This window comes from Mycobacterium timonense (assembly GCF_025821985.1).
Lineage (GTDB): Bacteria > Actinomycetota > Actinomycetes > Mycobacteriales > Mycobacteriaceae > Mycobacterium > Mycobacterium avium.
In genome coordinates, this window is sequence record NZ_JACKSY010000009.1 from 1 (window position 1) to 19,674 (window position 19,674).

Here is a 19,674-nt window from a genome sequence, read left to right on the forward strand (position 1 = left end):
AGGCGAGCAGCCTGCTCCCGAAACTCCGGGGTGTACTTGCGACGCTTGCCCGACATACGGACATCCTTCCCGCGGGACCAACGGTCCCACCAGTCGGGTGTCCACCATCAGGGGTCAACCCCAGGTCCCTACTGAGCTGGGGGTTGGGTTTTTGGTCGACGCCGACGGAACGTCGTTTGGGCGCTACCGCTTGACCGAGTTGCTGGGTCGTGGGGGCATGGGTGAGGTGTGGCGGGCCTATGACACCGTCACTGATCGTGTTGTTGCGCTGAAGCTGTTGCCGCGACATCTCGCGGATGACGATGTCTTCAAAGCGCGGTTTCGTCGCGAAGCCCACGCGGCCGCGCAGCTCAGCGAGCCGCATGTGGTGCCCATTCACACTTACGGGGAGATCGACGGGCGCCTGTTTGTTGATATGCGGCTAATTGAGGGGCGCGACCTGCAGGCTGTGCTGGCCGCTGGAGCCGGCCCGCGCGGTAGCAATCGTTACGCAAGTGGCCGAGGCGCTGCACGCGGCCCACCGGGTGGGGTTGGTCCATCGCGACGTCAAGCCCTCCAATATCTTGATCACCGAACAGGACTTCGCTTATCTGATCGATTTCGGGATCGCCCGTAGCGCTGGAGAGGCCGGTTTAACGACGACCGGCGGCTGGATCGGAACCCTTAGCTACATGGCCCCCGAGCGGTTTAGCTCTGGACGCGCCGACGCCCGTTCGGACATTTACGCGCTGGCCGGCGTTCTGTACCAGGCGATGACGGGCAGCATCCCATTCCCACTCGAGAGCCCAGAGCAGCAAATGGCGAGCCACCTGACCGCTCCGCCGCCAAGGCCGTCGGATAGCCGCCCGGGCGTGCCTGCCTCAATGGATAGTGTCATCGCTAAGGGTATGGCCAAAAACCCCGACGACCGGTACGAAACCACTTTGGAGTTGGCCGAAGCCGCCCGGGATGCCACAACTGCACCAATGAGTGGTCCGACTCTTCCTTGGCGTTCAGAAGGCGACGCTACGCGCACGACGCCCAAGCCGCGGCTGGCTGCGCAGCACCCGATTGACTCGCCCCAACCGCAGCCTCCGCCTGCCTACGACTTTGAGTACCCGATGACGCCGCCGAACGCGTCCCCGTATCCGTCGGCGGCACAACGATTGTCGCCGCGACGATCCTGGAAGGCGCTTCTTGCTCGGAGCCCTCACAGTGTCGTCGGGCACCGAACTGCTTTGGTTCTGAGCGTCCTGGCAATAACAGTTGCGGTCGCGGCCGCGGTAGTCATCCTTGTCACCCCGAAGCAGAACCACCCCTCAGCAGCGGGCCCGCAAACCCAACCCCCCGCACCCGAGACGCAGGTTGTACTGCCATTCCGCGGCCTGACCGTCGCAGGCGGTGTGGCGGTGGACAGCACTGGCACCGTCTATGTCACCGATGAGAAAAACGCTCGGGTGCTCAAGCTCCCTGCTGGATCCACTGCGCAGTCGGTGCTGCCCTTCACCGGGCTCAGCTATCCCATGGGCATCGCAGTCGACCGCACCGGTGCCATCTATGTCACCGATGGGAAGGCTGCCCGGGTGCTCAAGCTCCCTGCTGGATCGACCGCCCAGACGCAGCTGCCATTCATCGGCCTCGAACAACCGACTGACATCGCAGTCGACGGCGCCGGCACCGTTTATGTTGTCGACCACCACTGGGACCCCGACCGGGATTCGCTTCGGCCGATCACGAGCCGGATCGTCAAACTCACTGCGGGATCCACGGCACAGGCAGTGCTGCCCTTCAATGATCTCAGAGATGCCACCGGCGTCGCAGTCGATGGCAATGGGGCCACGTATGTTGCCGACTTCACCAACACCCGGGTCGGTGACCAAAACATTGACCGCGTGGTCAAGCTAGCAGCAGGCTCCACCGCACAAACGGTATTACCATTCAGCGGCCTCGACATGCCGACGGGCGTCGCAGTCGATACAAGAGGTGCGGTCTACGTCTCCGACAATCGCAACCTTCGAGTGCTCAAACTGGTTCCGGGCTCAACAGAGCAATCGGTGCTGGCGTTCGATGGCCTTAAGTCTCCCACTGCGATTGCGGTGGACGACGCCGGCGCCGTGTACGTCTTCGACACCGCCAGCGATCAAGTGCTCAAACTGCCGCCTACTTCTTAGGCGGCGGATAAGCGGCCTTTCTTATGGCAGGCCAGCGTTTCGCTGCGGTCAGCCGCCACCATAGCCCGGTCCGGGCGGACCACCCCTGGGAAGCAGTGCGCGGCCGGTTGTACACCCCCGGTTGTTGTGCCGCAGCTCAAAGGCGTCGTGGCGATCCGTCATGCTTGGGGTATGCCAAAGAGGAGAACGCAGCCGCTGGGAGCGCAGGCCGCAGATGGAGATCGGCTCGTGGGAACGTACCAAGCAGCCGCGCTCAGCGTTGCTGTGATCGTCTCCGCGATCTTCTATGGATTCGGCGCGCTACTCGCGGCGGCGGTGGTAATTCCGGTGATCTATGGGCTGGCGCGTCTGCGAGCGTACACGCCGGACGCGCGCAATACCGCCGAGATGATCGGTGCCACCCTTGGGGCGAGGGCTGCTACGGCTGCCGGCATCATCCAACTGTGCGCCTACCTGGTGTTGGCTGCAGCGTTCTCGGGCGGCCTCGGATTGCAGCTTTTGCACCTAGTTTCGCCTAATGCGGACCCAGCTGCGGTTCTTGCATGGCTACCGGTCGGCGCCGTTGCCGCGGCGGCCGTCGGCGGTACCACAGTGTGTTTTGCGTCGACTCGCATCCTCGCATCGCTGGTCGCGATTCTGGCGACAACCGGGCTGCTCATCTACCTCTATCTGGCGGTTGCGGTCAGTGCCCGCATCGCCTCGGGAAGTGAGCCCGTCGTGATCGGGACAGCTGCCACGCCAACGCATCTGTCTGCCCAAGTTGTCGCCTGGGGGGTGGCGTTCGTAGGCGTCGAAATCATTACCGCCAGTATCGGAGAAATGGCCGCGCCGGTTCGTTCGATGTCACTGGCCATCACGGTGGTGGTGGCGGCGGCGGTGACGTTGTGGGTTGCCGATCATATGAGCGTCGCCGGACCGTGGCGGTGGACCGCCAAACACTTTGGCGAAGCTGTACCGGAGTTCTACGTCGAAGCCGGCCAGATATGGATGGCAGTTGCGGCCGCCACCCTCGGCATGGCCGGTGTGTTGGCATCTGGGTGGGGGGCGGTGCGGGTCGCGACCGGCCTAGCGATCACCCGCGGAAAGACACCGTGTTTGCGGTCGCGGGCAACAGTGGTGGCGGTGATCGCGCTGATCGCGGCCGCGATAACGGCCCATGTGCCCCGCGACCACAGGATCGCCGCGGTGACCCTGAGCACCGCGGTATTGCTGTTGATGACGCTGTATGTGCTTATTTCGGAAGCGAATTCGCGGATTCCCGGCGACAGTGTCGTGGCGTGGTGGGTTCGCCTCGCGATACCCGCGTTGGGACTGGTAGCGGTTCTCAAACCGATCGCAGACTCCCATTTCGTGCCACTTGATGTTGCTTCGGTTATCGCGGTGGCGGTGGTGGTTTCCGCTGCCGCGATCACCGCGGTGCTGTTGGTGCCGGCGGCACCAATTCGACCCGCTGTTGACCGCCCTTCCTCATCCGACGACAACCAGGCAGACACAACCCACCGATCACTAGGGAATTGAACACTCAAGGCTCGACCGAGGATGAAATTGGCCCGCGCACGACAGCCGTCAGCGGGCCAGCTGCCCGCCGAATAACGCTCGTTCGCTAGGCATTTCAGGGTGTCACCGTCGGGTGGGCCGCATCGCTCCGCTGCGCTGGGATGGTCTCGCGAGACACCAGCAGGCTAATTCAGATGGTCCACGCGCTGCCAATACAGCGCGGCACGCCAGGCTGGATCCTCAATCACCCACTGCCATATGACGGTTGAGACTACGACGCGATCGGATGTGGTGCCGCCGAAGTGCCGCTCGGGGCAGCTATCACGACACTCCAGCACGCAGTCCGCATCGGGCGCAACGACCGCAAGTACCGAGGCTCTCACTACCGCGGCCGGCCGTCGGAACCGTCGCCGACGGTCTTCGCCGCCTTATTCGCCACATACGCGATGTAGATGAGGACAGCCATCACGGCCGCGGCGCTCGCAACTCCTGCGAGCATCACAGCGATGATCGTCGGCAAGGTCCACGCGGTCGCAAACAGCACGATCCAGGCGATGATGGTAACGGCAACCAGTAGTGGTGTCGCGCGCAGCGCGGTGCGGTGGGCCACAACCCACGCCCGGTCACTGCTGACCGTGGCCCGCGTCCGGATCCCGGTCGTCGGGTTACGCAGCAGCCGGCCGTCGACGGCCCGCCGCGACACGGTGACGACCACCGTGGTGATGACCACGGGGAAGAGTGCAAACACGGCCGCGACAATCGTTGCGTGGAGTTGATCTGCCGTCATAAAAGGAGCGATTCTTCTTTCTTGAGTGTCAGCGGGACTGCTCTGCGGCCTGTGTCCGGCGCTGGGTGGCGTCGAACAGCTCATCGAATCTGTGCTCGTCGCCGGTGTCGTCGGAGCCCGAAAGGATCAGTCCTGATATCTGGGCGTAAGAGAAGTAGTCGGTGCTAATCACATGGGGCGGGGCGCGTTTGCCGTCGGTCACTGCGGCAGCTGCCTCGTCGGTGATAATGACGTTGTAGCGGAACCTCTGTGGCCCGCCGCTGGGGCGGGAGTCCTCGAGGATGCGCACCGTGTAGGTAAAGCCTGGGAAGTGGTCGCGGAAATGCGCGCAGCGCGCCACCAGTCGTCGCATGTCATCGAAGACGCTCGAGGCAAATTGGCGGCCAATCTCGATGCCGACGTTGGTGTGGTCGGGCAAGGAGGAGCGGTCGGCCGGATCGTGTTCGTTGACGGTGGCCGCGGCAAACGAGCCGGTCATGATCCCGTACGCCACTTCATAGCATTCGACCGGCTCGTAGCCGTCGATCGAACCAATGTTGTGATAGGTGGCGTACCCGAACGTGTTTCGCGAGTTGAAGCTGTCGTTGCGTTTCCAGCCGGCGGGGAAATCTCTCTGATTGGGCAACAAGGCGGCGAGCTGTTCATCACTGAGTGCGGCCAACCCCGGGGCAACGGGCAGCGGCGACAGGTGGCGGCGCGCGGCTAGGACCACGGGAATGGTGATCGCCACCGCGGCGATGGCCAGTACGCACATCACGGCGGCGATGAGATGCGCCGAACGCGGACGCAGCGGTCGGCTGTTCATCGTGTTCTGATTCTCTGCAATGTTTGCGCGGCAACACGATTCACCAAATCAGTGTCGGCGCCGGTCAGGTTAGTGGCGCACTCCAACAGCACCCCACGCACCCAGTAATAGCTGACGTGGTAGACCATCGTGCGCAGGGGACCAGGCACAGTGACTGTCGCCGATCTGGTGACCTCGAGTGCGGCGTCGGCGCCGCCGGCCGAGCGTGCACCGATAGTCGTGACCACAACTCGCGGCACCGGCTCGCCGCCCTCAGGATCGGCGGCCGTGACATGATAGGTGCCGCAACCGTGAAGCCAGTCAACGTATTTCGTGATCATCGCCGCACCATCGGCCACCGGATAGATGACGAACCGCGCATTGGGGTCCGGTTCATCGCTGGACTGCAGTACTGCGCGGGCGATCTGGTCGGATTGTTTATCGACATGGACCATGGCGGAATAGCCGTACCCGTTGAACAGTGTCGCGATCGCCGGGATGTTCGCGCAATCGCTCGGCCTGTAGGTCGCCGGGCGGTTCAGCGGTGCCGCATCGGGCCTGTCGGGGTCTACTCGCTGCACCGCGCCGCGCAGCGAGTAGTTCCAAGACGGCGGAAAATCGTGCACACCCGGCAAGAGCTTGGCCAGTTCCCAGTTCGGCAGAGACCGCAGGCTCACCGGCCGCACCGGGAACACCACAATCGCGGCGGCGCACACTCCGAGCACGACCAACGCCATGGCAGACACCGTGCGCGGCCCGACACAGCGCCGACGGATCGGGCGCGGGGCCGCTCCAGGGCTGCTCATGGCGAAACCCTAAACCTGGCCGGATCTCGGTCGCGGCGGCGACACAACACGCAAGAAGTTGATGCGTTCTCGGCGGCGAGCTCGTGAACGGCGGCACCCGCATTCCACCCGGCGACATGCAGCGGCCCATTCTGGCTGATGGGGTCGCAGTTGCCGAAGATCGCAACGCCGGTAGTATGGACTACCACTTCCCAGGTGTTGTTCAGGCAGGTAGACACGTTTGCGCGCAGGAAGCACGGCCATAACCACACGCGGCGCCGCCACGACCGCGGCGCCGCCAGCACGCACCGGCAATAGCGTGCTCCCGGACCTCGAGGGATTGGACTCTGTGCAACGGGCCCGACTTGAGCGCGCCGCGCAAGAGGCGACTCAGCTTTATCCCGAGAGCCCTGATTTGCAGCGTGCAGCGGTCACGGCAGCCGCCGACTACCTGCTTGGTCACACCGATCCGGCCGCGGCGGGCGCTGAGCTGGCGACAGTCCGGCGAGCCGAGAAACGTGCTCGTGCTCGAGCGCGCCAGGTTGCAGTGATGGCGTTCGCCGACGGGCGCTCAGAGCGCGCGATCGCGCGTGACGTCGGGGTGGACCGCATGAATCTGCGCCGGTGGCTGGGTAAACCAGCCCGCCCGCCTCGCGAGGCTCCGCCACCGAGTCTGCCAGATCGGGTGGTCAGTTGAAGCCGAGTGTGCAGGCGATGGCCTCAAGTGACGCTGCGTCGATGGTTGGTGCGGGCCCGGTGCGCGCCGCGCCGACTGGTCGGCAACAGCGGCCGAAGGCTGGGCTGCTGTTGGCGGCCGCCGCGATGGTGGTTGCGCTGCTCGCGGGCTGCACAAGCGTGGTGACCGGCGTCGCGGTCAGGGCGCCCGGGCCGGAGTCGCCCGGGGTGGATGTGGCGCTGCTGGATCCCGGGAACTATCCGCGACGTCCAGACAAGCCGCTGGGGAAGGTCGCCGACGAGAACGCGGGCCGCCTTGTTGAGGCTTACCGGATGGCCAACAACGTGGTCGGCCCGTGGGAGGTTGACTCCAGCCTGGTTGTGCCGGTGATGCGTAACACTCGGGTGTTGACCAGCGTTGATTCTCTCACGAATTTGATGGGTCCGGATTTGAAGGCTGTGGCGGCATCGCACACCTTTGTCGTGGGCTTCACCACTATGCGAGAGTCGCCGCCGCCGCCCGGGCAGCCGCCGGGAAGTGGCGAGAACGCCAAGACGATCTGCAACGCGGTGTTGCGCTTCGCCAGTCCCGAGGATGCCGCTGCGACCGCGACCGAGATGGCCGCCAAAGACGCCTCGATGCCACACCCCGACACGATGTCGAGCCCGCTTCCGATCCCGAACCACCCAGACACGGTGGCCAACAAACTCAACAATCCTGGCGTCTTCGAAGCCGACCTGTTCACCGCGCGCGGTCCCTACGTGCTGTTCCAGGACTTAGGCACTAAAGAATCCGCCGACGCGCTGATTGCGATGATCACCAGGCTGCTGGATCTGCAGGTCCCGCTGATCGACCGTTTCCAGGCAACGCCGGCCGATCAGTTCGCCAACCTGCCGGCGGATCCGACCGGGCTGCTGGCACGCACCGTGTCGACCAATGTGCACGAGGGCACGGTGTTGGAGCCTCACGCGGCGCTGCACTTCCGTCCCAACCCGGTCGCATCGCAGCAGATGTTCACCTCGTCCGGGGTGCAGCGCGTGGCGGTTTATCGGACCAGCGTTTATGAGGCCATCGACCCCACGGGTGCCGATCGCGCGGTCGAGTCGCTGGTTCGCATGGATGTTCCCGGATTCGGTTATAAGCCCGTAGCCGGTATCCGTGGTCTTCCTGGTGCGCGCTGCTTTGACCGCGGCCAGAAGCAGGACCAGGACGCCAGTCTGCGCTATCTCTGCGTGGCCGCCGCTGAACGCTACGCGATCCGGGCGACCGCCGCCCAGGAGCGCGATGTCCACCAGGTCGTCGCCTCCCAATACCTGATGCTTACAGCGAAATGATCAGCGTGGTGCGGGGGTGGGTTGCCGCTGTGGCCGTGGTGTCGGTTGTAACGGGATGCACGGCAACGGTTTCTGGTACGGCGGTCAAGGCGCCGGGCCGGCCGGGCGTCGTTGATGTCGCGCTGCTGGATCCCGGCAACTATCCAACCAAACCGCGCAACCCGCTCGGCAACGCTGGTGATGACACAACGGGCGCATGGGCTGAGGCGCGGCGCATGGCCGACAATGTGGTGGGCCCGTGGGAAGCCGACCCAGACCTCACCGAATTCGTTCAGTTCGATACCGGCGTGGTCAAGGATTCTTCCACCGTCGATTCGGTAATTCACGAACCCATCGGCCAGGGCGTCGACGGCCACCACTTCATAACCGGGTTCACCACCGCCCGCTACACCGTAAAAGCCATCCCGTACAAGGGGCTGACCAATGCGGTGTTGCGCTTCGCCACCCCCGAAGACGCCGCCGCGGCCGCCGCTGACATGAACGACAAAAGCGCCCACCTCATCGAAGGCCGTAACCTGCCCCCGGTCCCCAGCCAGCCCTTCGCAATCCCCCGCCACCCAGATGTTGGCGCCAGAACTTATGAGTGGAACTACAAAGAGGACTACCTCAGCGAGCAGGTCGAGGTGCGGCATGCGGTGATCGCCATCATCGCTCACGGCCCGTATGTGCTGTGCCAGTGGGCAGCGTCGGTGCAAAGCCCAGACATCGCGGCCCAAATGATCGCGACGATATTGGATTTACAGCAGCCGCTGATTGACCAGTTCAAACCCACCCCGCTTGATCAGCTCGCGACATTGCCGCTTGATCCCAGCGGCCTGGTCGCCCGCACCATGCCGCCATCAAAAACGAACGAAACCATCAACGATGGCATCTACAACGCCCGCGGGGCTGTGCACATGCAAACAATGAATCCGACACGCACGCAAGCGTTGTTCAAATCTGCGGGGCTGCAGCAGTCCTCATACACCGTGTTAATAAACGTCTACCAACTGCCAGACGCTGATGCGGCGGCACGTATCGGCGCCGAGCTCGCCTCCAGCGCCGTGGACAGCAAGATGCTGAAATCTGGTGGTGTTAAAGGGATGCCCGACGCCAAGTGTTTCAGGACGCCCAAAGACCCCAAACAGTTTCAAGCCTTCTACTGCGTGGCCGTCGCCGACCGCTACGCCTTCGGCGTCCAAGATGAGCATGAGGCCGCCGCACACCAGCTGATAGCCGCCCAGTACCTGATGCTGACCGGAAAGTGAGCCTGGGATGCCGTTATCTGCTGGAACCATCGTCGCGGGCTACCGCATCGAGCGCGTGCTGGGCTCTGGCGGCATGGGTGTGGTGTATTTGGCGCGGCACCGGACATTGCCGCGCAGTGACGCGCTGAAAATTCTATCCGCAGAGCTATCTGTCGACGCTGAGTTTCGGGCACGGTTCACCCGTGAAGCCGACCTGGCCGCCACGCTGAATCACCCCAACATCGTCACTATCTACGACCGCGGCGAAACCGAAGAGGGGCAGCTGTGGATCGCCATGGAATTCGTCGACGGCGCAGCCGCCAACAGCGAAATAACAGCCGCGCAGATGACCTCGGCACGCGCGGTCCACATCACCACCGAGGTCGCAAAGGCATTGGATTACGCGCATTCTCGCCACCTGCTGCACCGTGACATCAAGCCGGGCAACTTTCTGCTATCGGGGCCCGCTGGAGATCAGGAGCGGGTCAAGTTGGCCGACTTCGGGATCGCGCGTGCCCTCGATGATGCAACGAATCTTACCGCCACGGGCTCACTGCTTTTCACCGCTGCCTACGCCGCGCCTGAGGCAGTCCAAGGCGCCGAGGTGGATCACCGCGCCGATGTATATGCGTTGGGCTGCTCGCTGTTTCGACTGCTGACCGGACGCACACCCTACGCAGAATTCTCCAACATGTCAGCGATGTTGATGGCTCACGTCATGCAGCCGATTCCCCGGGCGACCGCGATTGCCCCCAACCTGCCGCCAGCCATTGATGACGTGATGATGCACGCACTGGCCAAGAATCCGGACGAGCGCTACCAGAGTGCCGGCGCGCTAGCCGCGGCCGCCGGCGCGGCGCTACGCGGTCACCCGCCGACCGCGCCGCCGCCCGAGGTAACTCGGGACTGGTCCACCCCGGCCCCCGCCTACCCGCACCAGTTGCTACACCCACCGGCGGCCACCGGACCCACGGTGCCCACCCCCGCTCGCGCCCCCGGGCCGCCGCCACCACCGCGGTTCTTCGACCCCCAGCTTCGCGGCCCTACGCTTCCGCCCTCGCCACCGCCGGTCACACAGACCGGTCGGCGCCGCGGTCGCCGCCGCCGGGCGCTGATCCTGGGCGCACTAAGTCTGCTTGCGATTGTGGCAGTCGCCGCAGTATTGACGGTATCGCTGCTGGGCCATCGAGGCGCCGAATTGCCGCCGTATCAGGCTCAATCGCTTGACGGCAAGTACGGGACCGTTCAGCTCGACCACCGGCCGCAGTCCATTGCGGCACTAGGCCCCGGAGATCCGGACGCGGTGCTGTCGTTGGGGGTGCAACCCGTCGCGATCGGTGGTTTAGCAGGCAAGCCCCCGAGTTGGCTGCAAGACATGGTGCACTCATCACCCCCGGTGCTCGCGATACCGGACCCAGTCGCGGTGGCGGCGGCTAAACCCGATCTAATCATCGACACCGGTGACGTCGATAAGGCAACCTACGACAAGTTGTCCGCTATCGCGCCGACGCTGACCCGCACCCCCGACGACTCGGCACAACCCTGGACATGGCAGACGCAGCTGAGCTGGATCGCCAAAGCCCTCGGCCGCGACGCCACCGCCAAAACGCTGATCGACACCGCCTCTGCACAGCAAACCAAAATCAGATCCGACCACCCGGCGTTTACCGGCAAAACCATCACGGTGGTCAACTACTCCGACACCGCGGGCACCGTGGCCGCGCGCGAATCCCCTCCCACCAGCTACTTGGAAGGCATCGGGTTCGCCTACAACACCCACTACGACCGCAACACCGGCGCCCCACCCGACACGCCGGTCGATCTCACCCGAAACCCTGCCTACCTAGTGACATCCACCGATGTCGTGATCGTGGCCCGCACCGACAAGGACGCCGGCGGCGGCGGATTCCACGGTCTGCCTGTCATTTTCAGCGCCTACTCCGGAGTGCTCGTCATCATCGACGACCCAGCCACCATCACCGCGCTGCAAACAGGGGGACCGGCCGCTACCAAATTCCTCAACACGACACTCGTAAACACTCTCGCCGACCAAATCCACTAACCCCCAGTCCCCTGGCGTGTAGCTAAAGCCAGTTGCGAATCAGGCTGTGGTCGCATCGCTCCGCTCTGACTTGCTGGCTGGCGTATCGCCAGACCTCGCAGCCATTCTGCTCATGGTGACTGCGCCGACCGCTAACAGGACGACCCATGAAAGTATGTAGAGCGGTATCAACGCCCAAATTGACTTGGCGTGGAAAACAAGCGATGCCAACCCCTTGAGCGCGTCGTCGATAAATCCTGATACGACAACCGTTATCAGCAGGCCCACATAGGCACGCTCGCGCGTAACGGAAATCTTGCCCCGAGCCTTCTGCGTGATAAACCATGCCACGATGACACAGGCCGCCAGCGCCGTGAGCGTGAAGGCGACAAGCAGCCACGCAGGCAGGTCGGCGTGCGTATTCAACCCAGACGAGTCGAAGAAAGCCTCAACGCCGACCATCCACGCCACATAGACCGGTAGCAGCAGCACAGCTCGACGCACATTAATGGCCACGAGAACGCCTTATCCGACCGCCGTACAAAGCATCTTCGCCACCGCCATCAGAGTCCGGCGTAGGCCGGGGGGTCTGCCGTGCGAAGGAATTCCCAAGCAACCAGACCGGCGACGCCGAAGCATCCGACACCCCCGGGCGACGCCCACGCGCGGGCTGCCATTGGCCGGCGCTGGTGTTTTCATCAGTTGTTCCCGTTGAGCATGTTGTCGATTCAGATGTCGGCAGTGCGTGCCGGCTGACTGCGCTGACGTGACCTGTGCCGCAAGGTGTTTACTCCCAGCGCCACGTACCAGAGGCCCATCGCCAGGAAGCCCGCGCCGCAGATCAGGTAGAAGACATCGCCCCAGTTAATTAAGGCCAGCGGCGGACTGGGGCGGCGGGGATAGTTGCCCGGATCGAGCAGTGCCACATCCACCCCGGACGAGCCGGGTCTGACGCTGGCCTTGACGGCGCGGCCTTCGACGACCGTCGAGCATCCCGCCAATAGGGTCGCCGCAGCGATTGCCGTGAACACCCGCAGCACCGCTCGCCCCGGCCTGTCGGTCGACTTGAGCGCGTCGGGGCCCACACCGCGTGTTGGCATAGCATTACTCCACCACTTCAATCGGCCGCCGCGGTAGCGGCGCTGGTCAGGCTCTGAAATCCGCATAGCACCGCTCGATGCTGCCGGTGGTGAGGCCGGCGCGGAAGGCCGCAATTCGGTTGAACCCAGCGGGCACCGTTGTTCCGTCGGCGTCGCTGGCCGCTAGCCCGTTGCCGAGCAGACCCGCTACGGCTTGGTCGATGTCGCGTGACGTCAAAGACGTTGCCGCGTCCCCGCTTTGGCCGAGCTGCCGCTCCGCGATGCCGGTCAGGCAAGCGGTGCGCAGCGCGGTCGCTGTGGAGCTCATAGGTAGGCCGCGTTCGTGCTGAACGGCCAGCGCGTATCGGGAGATCAGCGCCGATATCGCCGTGTTGGTGCCCTGCAGCAGCACGTAGTCGTGGCGCTCATCGCCGGGTTCACCCAGTTTTTGCAGACCGGGCAGGTCGACGAACACGGTGTTTGAGGCCGGGCAATACGACACCGGCGTGGTCGATTCGGTGCCGGCGCATTGCGCTGGCTGCATCGACAGCGTTGGTGTGGTCTTCGGGGACAGGATCTTTGCGAGCTCGTCGATGAGCTGGCGAACGCTGGTCTCGGTGATCGGCCTGTCAGCCCGGCGCGCGCTGGCCGCCAGCTGCAACGCCTCGGGCAGGTTGTCGCGGCGCGCCTGGATGGACTCCATCGTGATGGCCGCGCATGCGGTGGCGCCCGAGGTGAAACCCGCCTGGAATGCCGCGACGCGGTCCAATGCTGTGCCGTGGCCTCGAGAGTCGTTGGCCTTCACTGACGCTGGGTCGCGGCTGGTGATGACGCCGGCCAGCACCTTGTTCAATCCATCGCCGGTGTCGAGGGTGAACCGCGGCGACTTGCCCTCGGCGACCCAACGCAGGTAATCCCCGGCGAAACAGTCGGCCTGCTGCTCGGCGACCAGAACAGTCCTGGATTTCTTGACCAGGTGAGCCATGCTTTGAATTGCGTGGCCGTATTCGTGACTGAGCACCCCGGTGACAGCGGCATCGCCGAAGTACTTCTGCACCACCGGCAGGAACGCTCCCCGGTCCCAGGCAATCAGCCAGTCATCGTCACAGAAGAAGGCGTTGGTCAGCCCATAGGTGTCGTTGTCGCATATCGTCGGCGACGCCGGATTGTGGGAGTCGTAGGAGTACAAATCCGTCACCGGCTCATACTTCCCCGACAAGGTCCGAGGAAAGTTCACCCGCCAGTAATCCTCGATGTCTTCGACCGACAGGGCCGCCAGCTTATCGATCGGTCCCATGTCTGTCCCGTGGACCGTCAGCGTCAGCGCGGGAGCGTTGGCGCGTGGACCGCTGGGCACGTTGTTTATCGGCAGCCCGCCTGCCGTGGCGGGGTCGTAGATCGGCGACACCGCCCGTCCCTGCACGACGTCGGCGCAACCGGACAGCGCCACACAGCTTGCGGCTGCCACCAACACGGCGCGCCGCAACCCCCCAAGCGGGGTAACCCCGGCCGGCCGCCTGCACGATGCCGGTTGCACGTGACCATCCCACCGGACGGACACCGAAGATCCCAGCCACAACCGGGATCGCCAGTGACCCCATCGAGCCGATCCCCGGCGGCCGCCACCTGGATGCCGTGTCATGCCGCCGGACTGGGCGCGGTGGAAAACGCTGGCCAGACCAGCCGTGTACCGCAGCAATGCACGCATGGTTACTGGACGCGCTGGGAGATCGCCGCCGCGAGGGTGACCGCCTCATCGGAGGGGTGCGCGCTGCAGGCACTCACATCGATAACGACGTTGCTTTTCGAGGTCAGGGCGCGCTGGCACGAGAGACCACCCTGCGCAGAGATGCGTGCTGTCACGGTGTCACCTTGCCGCGAGACGTCCTGGATCGTCCATGTGATCGGCTTGTCGTGCTCTGGACCCAATACGACCGGCGCGAATCGGCAGCCCTGCCAGGCAAGTTCCTGTTGCGTCACGAAGTTGCCCGCGGACGAAGCTGCCGGGAAAGTGGTCACCCCATCAAAGACCCGATTGCTTTGATTATGCAGCGCCTGCACGTAGGTGGCGCGCCAACCCGAGCCCGCGTAGGCGTTTTTGGCCGCCGGAATCACTAACCCAACGCACTGGGCCGGGTCAGCGTTATCGGTGTACATACCCGGCCCGGACAATTTGTCGATCGGGTCCATGACCGTTGTGCCCATGACTTGAGCCACCTGGGCGGGATCGGGCAATAGTGTCGGGAGCGTGGCGTCGCTGACAAGACTGGGCGGCGGCGGTGGGGGTGGAGTCGGCGCAGCGGCAGATTTGGTCGGCGGGTTAGGGACCGGGACACCGTGGGACGCGGTTGCCGACCCGTTGTCCTTTCCGGTCGATGCGGCCACGGCGATGGTGACGGCGGCGACCGCCACGACCGCCCCGGTCGCCGCAAGCAGCCAGTGTTGCGTTTTACGGCGCGCGCCACCGGCTGGCGGCATCGCCCATGGTGGCGGCGAGCCCCATGCATTCGGGTTCCCCCAGGGGGCCGAATTGTACGGCGCCGCACCGGGTCTCGGTCCTGCGTAGTGATTCACCGGCGCGGTTGCGCCGTGTCCCCACCGTTGGGGCCCCATTCGCTGGGAGGGTTGATGCTGGATGGGGGCTAGGCCGATGCCGGGCCGCGGGCGAAGTGCGACCGTGGGTTCTTCGGTCGACGGGCCGAAGCCGGTGGGGCTTTGCGGGTGAGTCGGCGAACTGATGGTGTGGGCCATCTTGCGGGACTCCTTGTGGGTGTGGGAGCCATCTCCGCTGGCCCCGAGTGCAACGATTCAAACACACTAACCGTAGCGCCTGCAAGCCATAAACTGTAGCGGCGTTGTAGCGCCACCCTGATTGCGCACGTCTGGGCAGCGTACAGGGAATTTACCTCCGCCATGCGGCACTATCAGGTACGGCAGCGCCCAGAATCCATGCGTAGAGAAGTGGCATCCTGTAGCGATACGCTGGTGCTGTCGCCCATCGCACCGCTGCGCCGCACCAGTTCCGGCGGCCCCGCCCGCTATGGGCATTGGCCGCCCGATGCCCTGTCACCTGCATTTCGGAGGTACCTTTCCGTTCACCATGACGACCGACTGGTGGGAAGCGATGACCGCGCCCGAACGGGCTGACGCGCCGATCAGGGACCTCGTCGACGGCCTTGACGACATCGGCGCGCAGCCCATCCCCTACGGTCGGCTGCCTACCCGCGCCCACACCGTCTACTCTGCGGATCTCACGACCTGGACGGATCTCGCCGGCGAGACCATCACGTCACTGCTCAACCGACCCAAAGGTGGCGTCGCCACGGTCCGCGCCGTCATCGCCTGCGCGCAAGACGCCGTCGCGAAAGCCAGGGCGGTCCCGTCAACCGGGAGTAGTGACGCTGCGTCGGCAGCCGCACAACTACTAAACCGCCTCACCGAACACGACCGGACCATTCTGTCGGCCCGGCTCTGGGCAATCCAGCCACAGACCAGTGAGGAGGTCGGCCGGGCGCTCGGCGCCAGCGGCGCTTCCGTTCTACGGCGCCAACCGAAGGTTGAACGTCGGTTCGCCGAGCTGCTCGCCGATCCGGCTCACCGCGATGTTCTCGCGCACGCCAAACAACTCAATCGCCTACTGGGACCATTGGTTCGGGAACAGACCATCAACACCACACTGCGCGACCTCGGGATCCACCCCAGCAGCCAGGCAGCACTGCTGCTGCTTCACGTCGCTGGCCCCTACGCTCGACGAAAGGACTGGCTCGAGGACACATCAGCCGACGGACTAGCCACCGCTTCAGCGACCCTAGAGGCAGCACTCGCACGACTAGGAGCCCCGACGACTGCCGCTCTTGTGGAAGAACTCGGCCATATCGGCATGAGACCTGACAGCGTGGTGGACTTCGTCGAGAGCCGGCAGGGATTGCGACGCTTCGGCGACAAGTGGGTGCGGTGGGGCACTTCGGCCGCCGACAAGGCCGAGGCGGTACTGCACGTGTCCGAAACCCCCGCCTCCGCCGACTTGATCACCGCCGCGATCGGCGAAAACTATCATCCCCGGGCGGTGCGAGAGGCGCTGTTTGGCGATCACCGCTTCGCCCGGGCTACCCGACGAACTTGGGCGCTACGCCAGTGGGGGCTCGACGAGTACGCCGGCGTCTTCGGCGAGATAGCAAAGCGCATCGACGCCGCTGGCGGAACCACCAGCGTCGCGGCGGTAGTTAGCGACATGAAGGCAAGGTTTCCCGACATAGCGGAGGTCTCGGTCCGTACCTATCTGGCTGCACCCGGGTTCATCGTCGAAGACGGCTTGGTGCGCAGGCGCACGGCAGACGATGGCTGGCCTCCCGTGCCGCCGCTGCACGCGGCACGCGGCGCGTTCCGCAACGGAGACAACGAGATACGGGTGTCCTTCGCCGTAACCTCCGACTTGATGCGCGGCTCAGGCCAACCCATCCATGCCGCGGTGGCCACGGCACTGGGAATGAACCCCGGCGACCAACGTGTATTTACAGGGTCACTAGCCTCGATTTTGCATTGAGTTGGTGCGGAGTCGGTTCTGCCTGTGGATTGTGTTGCCGGGTAGGTGTTTTCGTGTGATGGCGTGGTGGGGCGTCCCGTGTCGCCGGGTGGGCGGGCTTTCCCAGGGCCTGGTCTTTCTGATCGGTGGGTCAGGTGAGCCGGGTTCTATCCGAAGGCGGTGCGTAGGTGTTGCCAGGCGGTCGCGATCGCTGATGCCCAGCGCCAGGTGGCATCGATACGTAGTCGTTGTTGGCGGGCGCCGCGAGTGATACGGGCAGCGACGTGCAGGACCCGGTAGCGGAAGGTGGCGATCTCGGCGCGAGCCAGGCCGGGATGTGCGCGGAAGCCGATCAGTCGGGCCCAGGTGACCAGATCGGCGGCGGCCAGCACGATTTCCAGCCAGGCGGCGTTGGCCCAGAACGAGTGGCACGGCAGGTTACGCAGGCCGGTGGCTTTGAGTTCGCGGATGCGGTCCTCGACGCGGGCGTGCTGGCGGTGCCGCAATTCCAGACCGGCGACCTGACCAGCAATGACACCGGGTTCGGTGTCGGTGATGAACGCGGTGACCCGCATCCCGTCGGCGTCGGTGAACCGCAACTGCGCACCGGGATGCGGGCGTTCTTTGCGCAGGATCAGCCGGGTGCCGGCCGGCCAGCTACTGAGGTTGACCAGGTCGGTGGCCTCGGCGACCCAGGCCCCCTCGCGGATCCCGCCGTCGGTGTCGATCGCTGGATACCAGCCATCGGCGAGGTTGAGGGTGTCCACCGCGTCCTGGACGCGCACATCGACGGGGTAGCCGAAGGAGAACCCGACCCCGGCGGCGCGGCAGGCGTCGGCGAACTTGTGGGTGGCTCCGGCAGTGTCGCAGCGCACCAACACCCCAGACGCGTCCGGATCCGCCCGAGCACCTGGGTGGGGCCGCCATCGCGGCGGCAGCGACGCCAGCGCTTGTTTGAGGACGATGATGTGATCGGAGGCGGTGTTGGAGCCGGCGTTGCCGGTGCGCAGCAGCCCGGCCAGGGCTTCCCCGCCGGAGATCTCAGGACGGTCCAAAAACGCCAGCAGCGGATGAAGACCGAAAGTCTTCTTCCAGGTCGGTGTGGCGCCGGTCTTGTTGTCGGAGTGATCGATGACCAGGGTGGCATCGATGTCGATGTGCAGCCAGCCATCACCAGTGGGGGTGGCTCCGGCCGCCCATGCTGCGGCCCGCGCGCCGGCTCGTGCTGCCCGCACCCCGGGCAGGCGCGCGGCATCGATCCGCTTGTCGATCAACCGCCACATCGTGGTGGTCGAGGCCTTCGCGCCGAACACGTGCTCACGGTCCCCGCACAACTGGCCGACCCCATCGATGCAATCGGCCCCGTCGGCGACCGCGGCGGCCAGATCAGCGAAGACATCGCCGGGTGCGTACACCCACGGGCCGCGGTAGGTGTCGGCCAACGCGGCGCTGACCTGCGCTGACAGTCCCGTGCGGTCGGCCAGTTCGCGCAGCATACCCATCCCGGCATGCGACACGACACCATGACCATCGGCCGACACTTTCACCCGCGACCCGGCCGCGATATTCTTCACGTGCGAAGTGCCTTCCAGCTGGAACGATCTGAACCTTAGATAAGTCCGATTATCCCTTGCAGGACAGGCACTTTCGCGTATCTACACCCCGAAACTCACAACATTTCGCGAAAAATCTGGGCTAGGCGATATCACCCTCGCCTGGCGACTTTCCAGCACACACGGTCCCAGTGTCGGATCACTGCGACCCTTTGCGGCTGCCCTGGGCGCGAGCCGAGACGACACCCTCGTGCTGGCGTTCACGGTGCGCGGCAACGCGCTAGCTGCACAACGGATTAAGTTGGGCGAGGCTCCCCGGACCCGCCTGCAGACCCTGCTGGGTATACCCGTCCGCGATACCATTGCCGCACTGGCCCAAGGCCTTTGCTGCAAACCCCGCGAGGTTGCGCAGATCCTGCGCGACCGCGGCGATAACGAACTCCTCGAACTCGTCGAGCAAGACCTGCGTTCCGCCGGCTTGTAGGAGCGCACGACGCCGAACCTTCCAGATGAACCGGGCACCCGCTTTGCAAGGCCTGGCCGGGGTGATCGGGCCGGCCCCCCTCGGTTACTCTTCGTTCTGCGACATGAGGAGCACATGATGAAGCGCGGATACATGGTCGCCGTTGGCGGTGCAGCGGTTTTCGGTAGTGCGCTTGTCGGATGTTCGAGCGGTTCACACAACGGCCCCAGCGCGCCGGCCGCGAGCGCGCCGTCTGCCGCAGTGAAGGTCACCGTCAACGGCAAGGCCCGGCAAATCCAAAACACGGTCGAGTGTGTGACAGCCGCCAACATGGTCTTCGCCAACCTCGGCAGCCACCAAGACGCCATCGCTGTCACCCTCAGCGCAGGCGATAACCCGATGCTCCAAGATCTGACCCTCGGCACGGTCGATGGCCTGCCGCTGACATACAACGATTCAAATGTAGGCCCCAAACCGACAGTCACCAAGACCGGATCCACCTACAAGATCGTCGGCTCGGCAACAAGCCCTGACCCTGCCGGTACTGGAACCGTGTCCAAGCCGTTCGACGTGGAATTCACCTGCCCCCCAAAACACTGAGCCCGCCTGGCACTTCCCCAAACCTCCCCCGCAGGCCCTTCGCCGCGCTCTCCGTGAAACGCCCTGGAAATCCCGGAGGCTCCTGACCTTGGAAACGAGGATGCAGGTATGCCGAAGGAACAGTCGCCCGGGAAACCCACGACGCGTCGATACAGTGCCGAGGAGAAGGCCGCCGCG

16 protein-coding genes and 1 pseudogene are annotated in these 19,674 nt (G+C 64.8%); 9 read left to right on the forward strand and 8 right to left on the reverse strand.

The annotated features are described in order from the left end of the window. Positions 1-217: 217 nt before the first annotated feature. The 3 genes and pseudogenes from H7I87_RS29295 to H7I87_RS02690 all read left to right on the forward strand — a co-directional run. Positions 218-1,586: pseudogene (locus H7I87_RS29295) on the forward strand (serine/threonine-protein kinase); the annotation flags it as partial. Next, positions 1,563-2,150, forward strand: a complete 588-nt coding sequence (locus tag H7I87_RS29300; RefSeq protein WP_443677345.1) for an NHL repeat-containing protein — start codon at positions 1,563-1,565, stop codon at positions 2,148-2,150. The pseudogene H7I87_RS29295 and the gene H7I87_RS29300, both read left to right, overlap by 24 nt. 228 nt (positions 2,151-2,378) lie before the next feature. After that, positions 2,379-3,668: a hypothetical protein gene (locus tag H7I87_RS02690; RefSeq protein WP_244179179.1), complete on the forward strand. Its 1,290-nt coding sequence runs from the start codon at positions 2,379-2,381 to the stop codon at positions 3,666-3,668. A 361-nt stretch (positions 3,669-4,029) separates the two neighbouring features. On the opposite strand, the gene H7I87_RS02695 is transcribed toward H7I87_RS02690, so the two are convergent. The 3 genes from H7I87_RS02695 to H7I87_RS02705 are packed head-to-tail and all read right to left on the reverse strand — an operon-like array spanning position 4,030 to position 5,955. Continuing rightward, positions 4,030-4,434 carry an SdpI family protein gene (locus H7I87_RS02695; protein WP_158084979.1) on the reverse strand — a complete coding sequence of 135 codons (405 nt, stop codon included), beginning with the start codon at positions 4,432-4,434 and terminating at the stop codon, positions 4,030-4,032. A gap of 28 nt (positions 4,435-4,462) precedes the next feature. Then, positions 4,463-5,239 carry a hypothetical protein gene (locus H7I87_RS02700; RefSeq protein ID WP_083071794.1) on the reverse strand — a complete coding sequence of 259 codons (777 nt, stop codon included), beginning with the start codon at positions 5,237-5,239 and terminating at the stop codon, positions 4,463-4,465. After that, positions 5,236-5,955: a hypothetical protein gene (locus H7I87_RS02705; protein ID WP_083071793.1), complete on the reverse strand. Its 720-nt coding sequence runs from the start codon at positions 5,953-5,955 to the stop codon at positions 5,236-5,238. The genes H7I87_RS02700 and H7I87_RS02705 overlap by 4 nt, the downstream gene beginning before the upstream one ends. Positions 5,956-6,717: 762 nt before the next feature. Here H7I87_RS02705 and H7I87_RS02710 point away from each other — a divergent pair. Genes H7I87_RS02710 through H7I87_RS02720 form a run of 3 tightly spaced genes read left to right on the forward strand, consistent with a single transcriptional unit; the run spans position 6,718 to position 11,301 of the window. Next, the gene (locus H7I87_RS02710; protein WP_244179178.1) at positions 6,718-8,013 is read left to right on the forward strand and encodes a DUF7373 family lipoprotein; all 1,296 of its coding nucleotides are present in this window, start codon (positions 6,718-6,720) and stop codon (positions 8,011-8,013) included. Then, entirely contained in the window at positions 8,010-9,260 is a 1,251-nt protein-coding gene (locus tag H7I87_RS02715; RefSeq protein ID WP_083071792.1) for a DUF7373 family lipoprotein, read from the forward strand. The genes H7I87_RS02710 and H7I87_RS02715 overlap by 4 nt, the downstream gene beginning before the upstream one ends. Positions 9,261-9,267: 7 nt before the next feature. Further along, positions 9,268-11,301 (forward strand): serine/threonine-protein kinase, encoded by a 2,034-nt coding sequence (locus H7I87_RS02720; RefSeq protein ID WP_264002554.1) that lies wholly within the window; start codon positions 9,268-9,270, stop codon positions 11,299-11,301. A 39-nt stretch (positions 11,302-11,340) separates the two neighbouring features. Here H7I87_RS02720 and H7I87_RS02725 read toward each other — a convergent pair whose 3' ends face one another. From H7I87_RS02725 to H7I87_RS02740, 4 genes are all read right to left on the reverse strand, one after another. Then, complete coding sequence (locus H7I87_RS02725; protein ID WP_139800244.1) at positions 11,341-11,796, reverse strand: hypothetical protein; 456 nt, start codon at positions 11,794-11,796, stop codon at positions 11,341-11,343. 212 nt (positions 11,797-12,008) lie between these two features. Beyond that, the gene (locus tag H7I87_RS02730) at positions 12,009-12,365 is read right to left on the reverse strand and encodes a hypothetical protein (protein WP_083071801.1); all 357 of its coding nucleotides are present in this window, start codon (positions 12,363-12,365) and stop codon (positions 12,009-12,011) included. A gap of 61 nt (positions 12,366-12,426) precedes the next feature. Then, on the reverse strand, positions 12,427-13,896 hold the full coding sequence (locus H7I87_RS02735; RefSeq protein ID WP_372512364.1) for a neutral zinc metallopeptidase: 1,470 nt from the start codon (positions 13,894-13,896) through the stop codon (positions 12,427-12,429). Between the two features lie 173 nt (positions 13,897-14,069). Beyond that, complete coding sequence (locus tag H7I87_RS02740; protein WP_083071800.1) at positions 14,070-15,110, reverse strand: sensor domain-containing protein; 1,041 nt, start codon at positions 15,108-15,110, stop codon at positions 14,070-14,072. Positions 15,111-15,459: 349 nt separating this feature from the next. Between H7I87_RS02740 and H7I87_RS02745 the strand changes: the two genes are divergently transcribed. Beyond that, complete coding sequence (locus tag H7I87_RS02745) at positions 15,460-16,902, forward strand: hypothetical protein (protein ID WP_139800243.1); 1,443 nt, start codon at positions 15,460-15,462, stop codon at positions 16,900-16,902. A 146-nt stretch (positions 16,903-17,048) separates the two neighbouring features. On the opposite strand, the gene H7I87_RS02750 is transcribed toward H7I87_RS02745, so the two are convergent. Continuing rightward, complete coding sequence (locus H7I87_RS02750; RefSeq protein ID WP_011724501.1) at positions 17,049-18,455, reverse strand: IS1380-like element ISMav7 family transposase; 1,407 nt, start codon at positions 18,453-18,455, stop codon at positions 17,049-17,051. A 229-nt stretch (positions 18,456-18,684) separates the two neighbouring features. Between H7I87_RS02750 and H7I87_RS02755 the strand changes: the two genes are divergently transcribed. Together H7I87_RS02755 and H7I87_RS02760 are read left to right on the forward strand one after the other, a co-directional pair. Next, positions 18,685-18,918 (forward strand): hypothetical protein, encoded by a 234-nt coding sequence (locus tag H7I87_RS02755; protein WP_139800242.1) that lies wholly within the window; start codon positions 18,685-18,687, stop codon positions 18,916-18,918. Positions 18,919-19,035: 117 nt separating this feature from the next. Next, positions 19,036-19,497: a lipoprotein LpqH gene (locus H7I87_RS02760; protein WP_083071804.1), complete on the forward strand. Its 462-nt coding sequence runs from the start codon at positions 19,036-19,038 to the stop codon at positions 19,495-19,497. Positions 19,498-19,674: the final 177 nt, after the last annotated feature.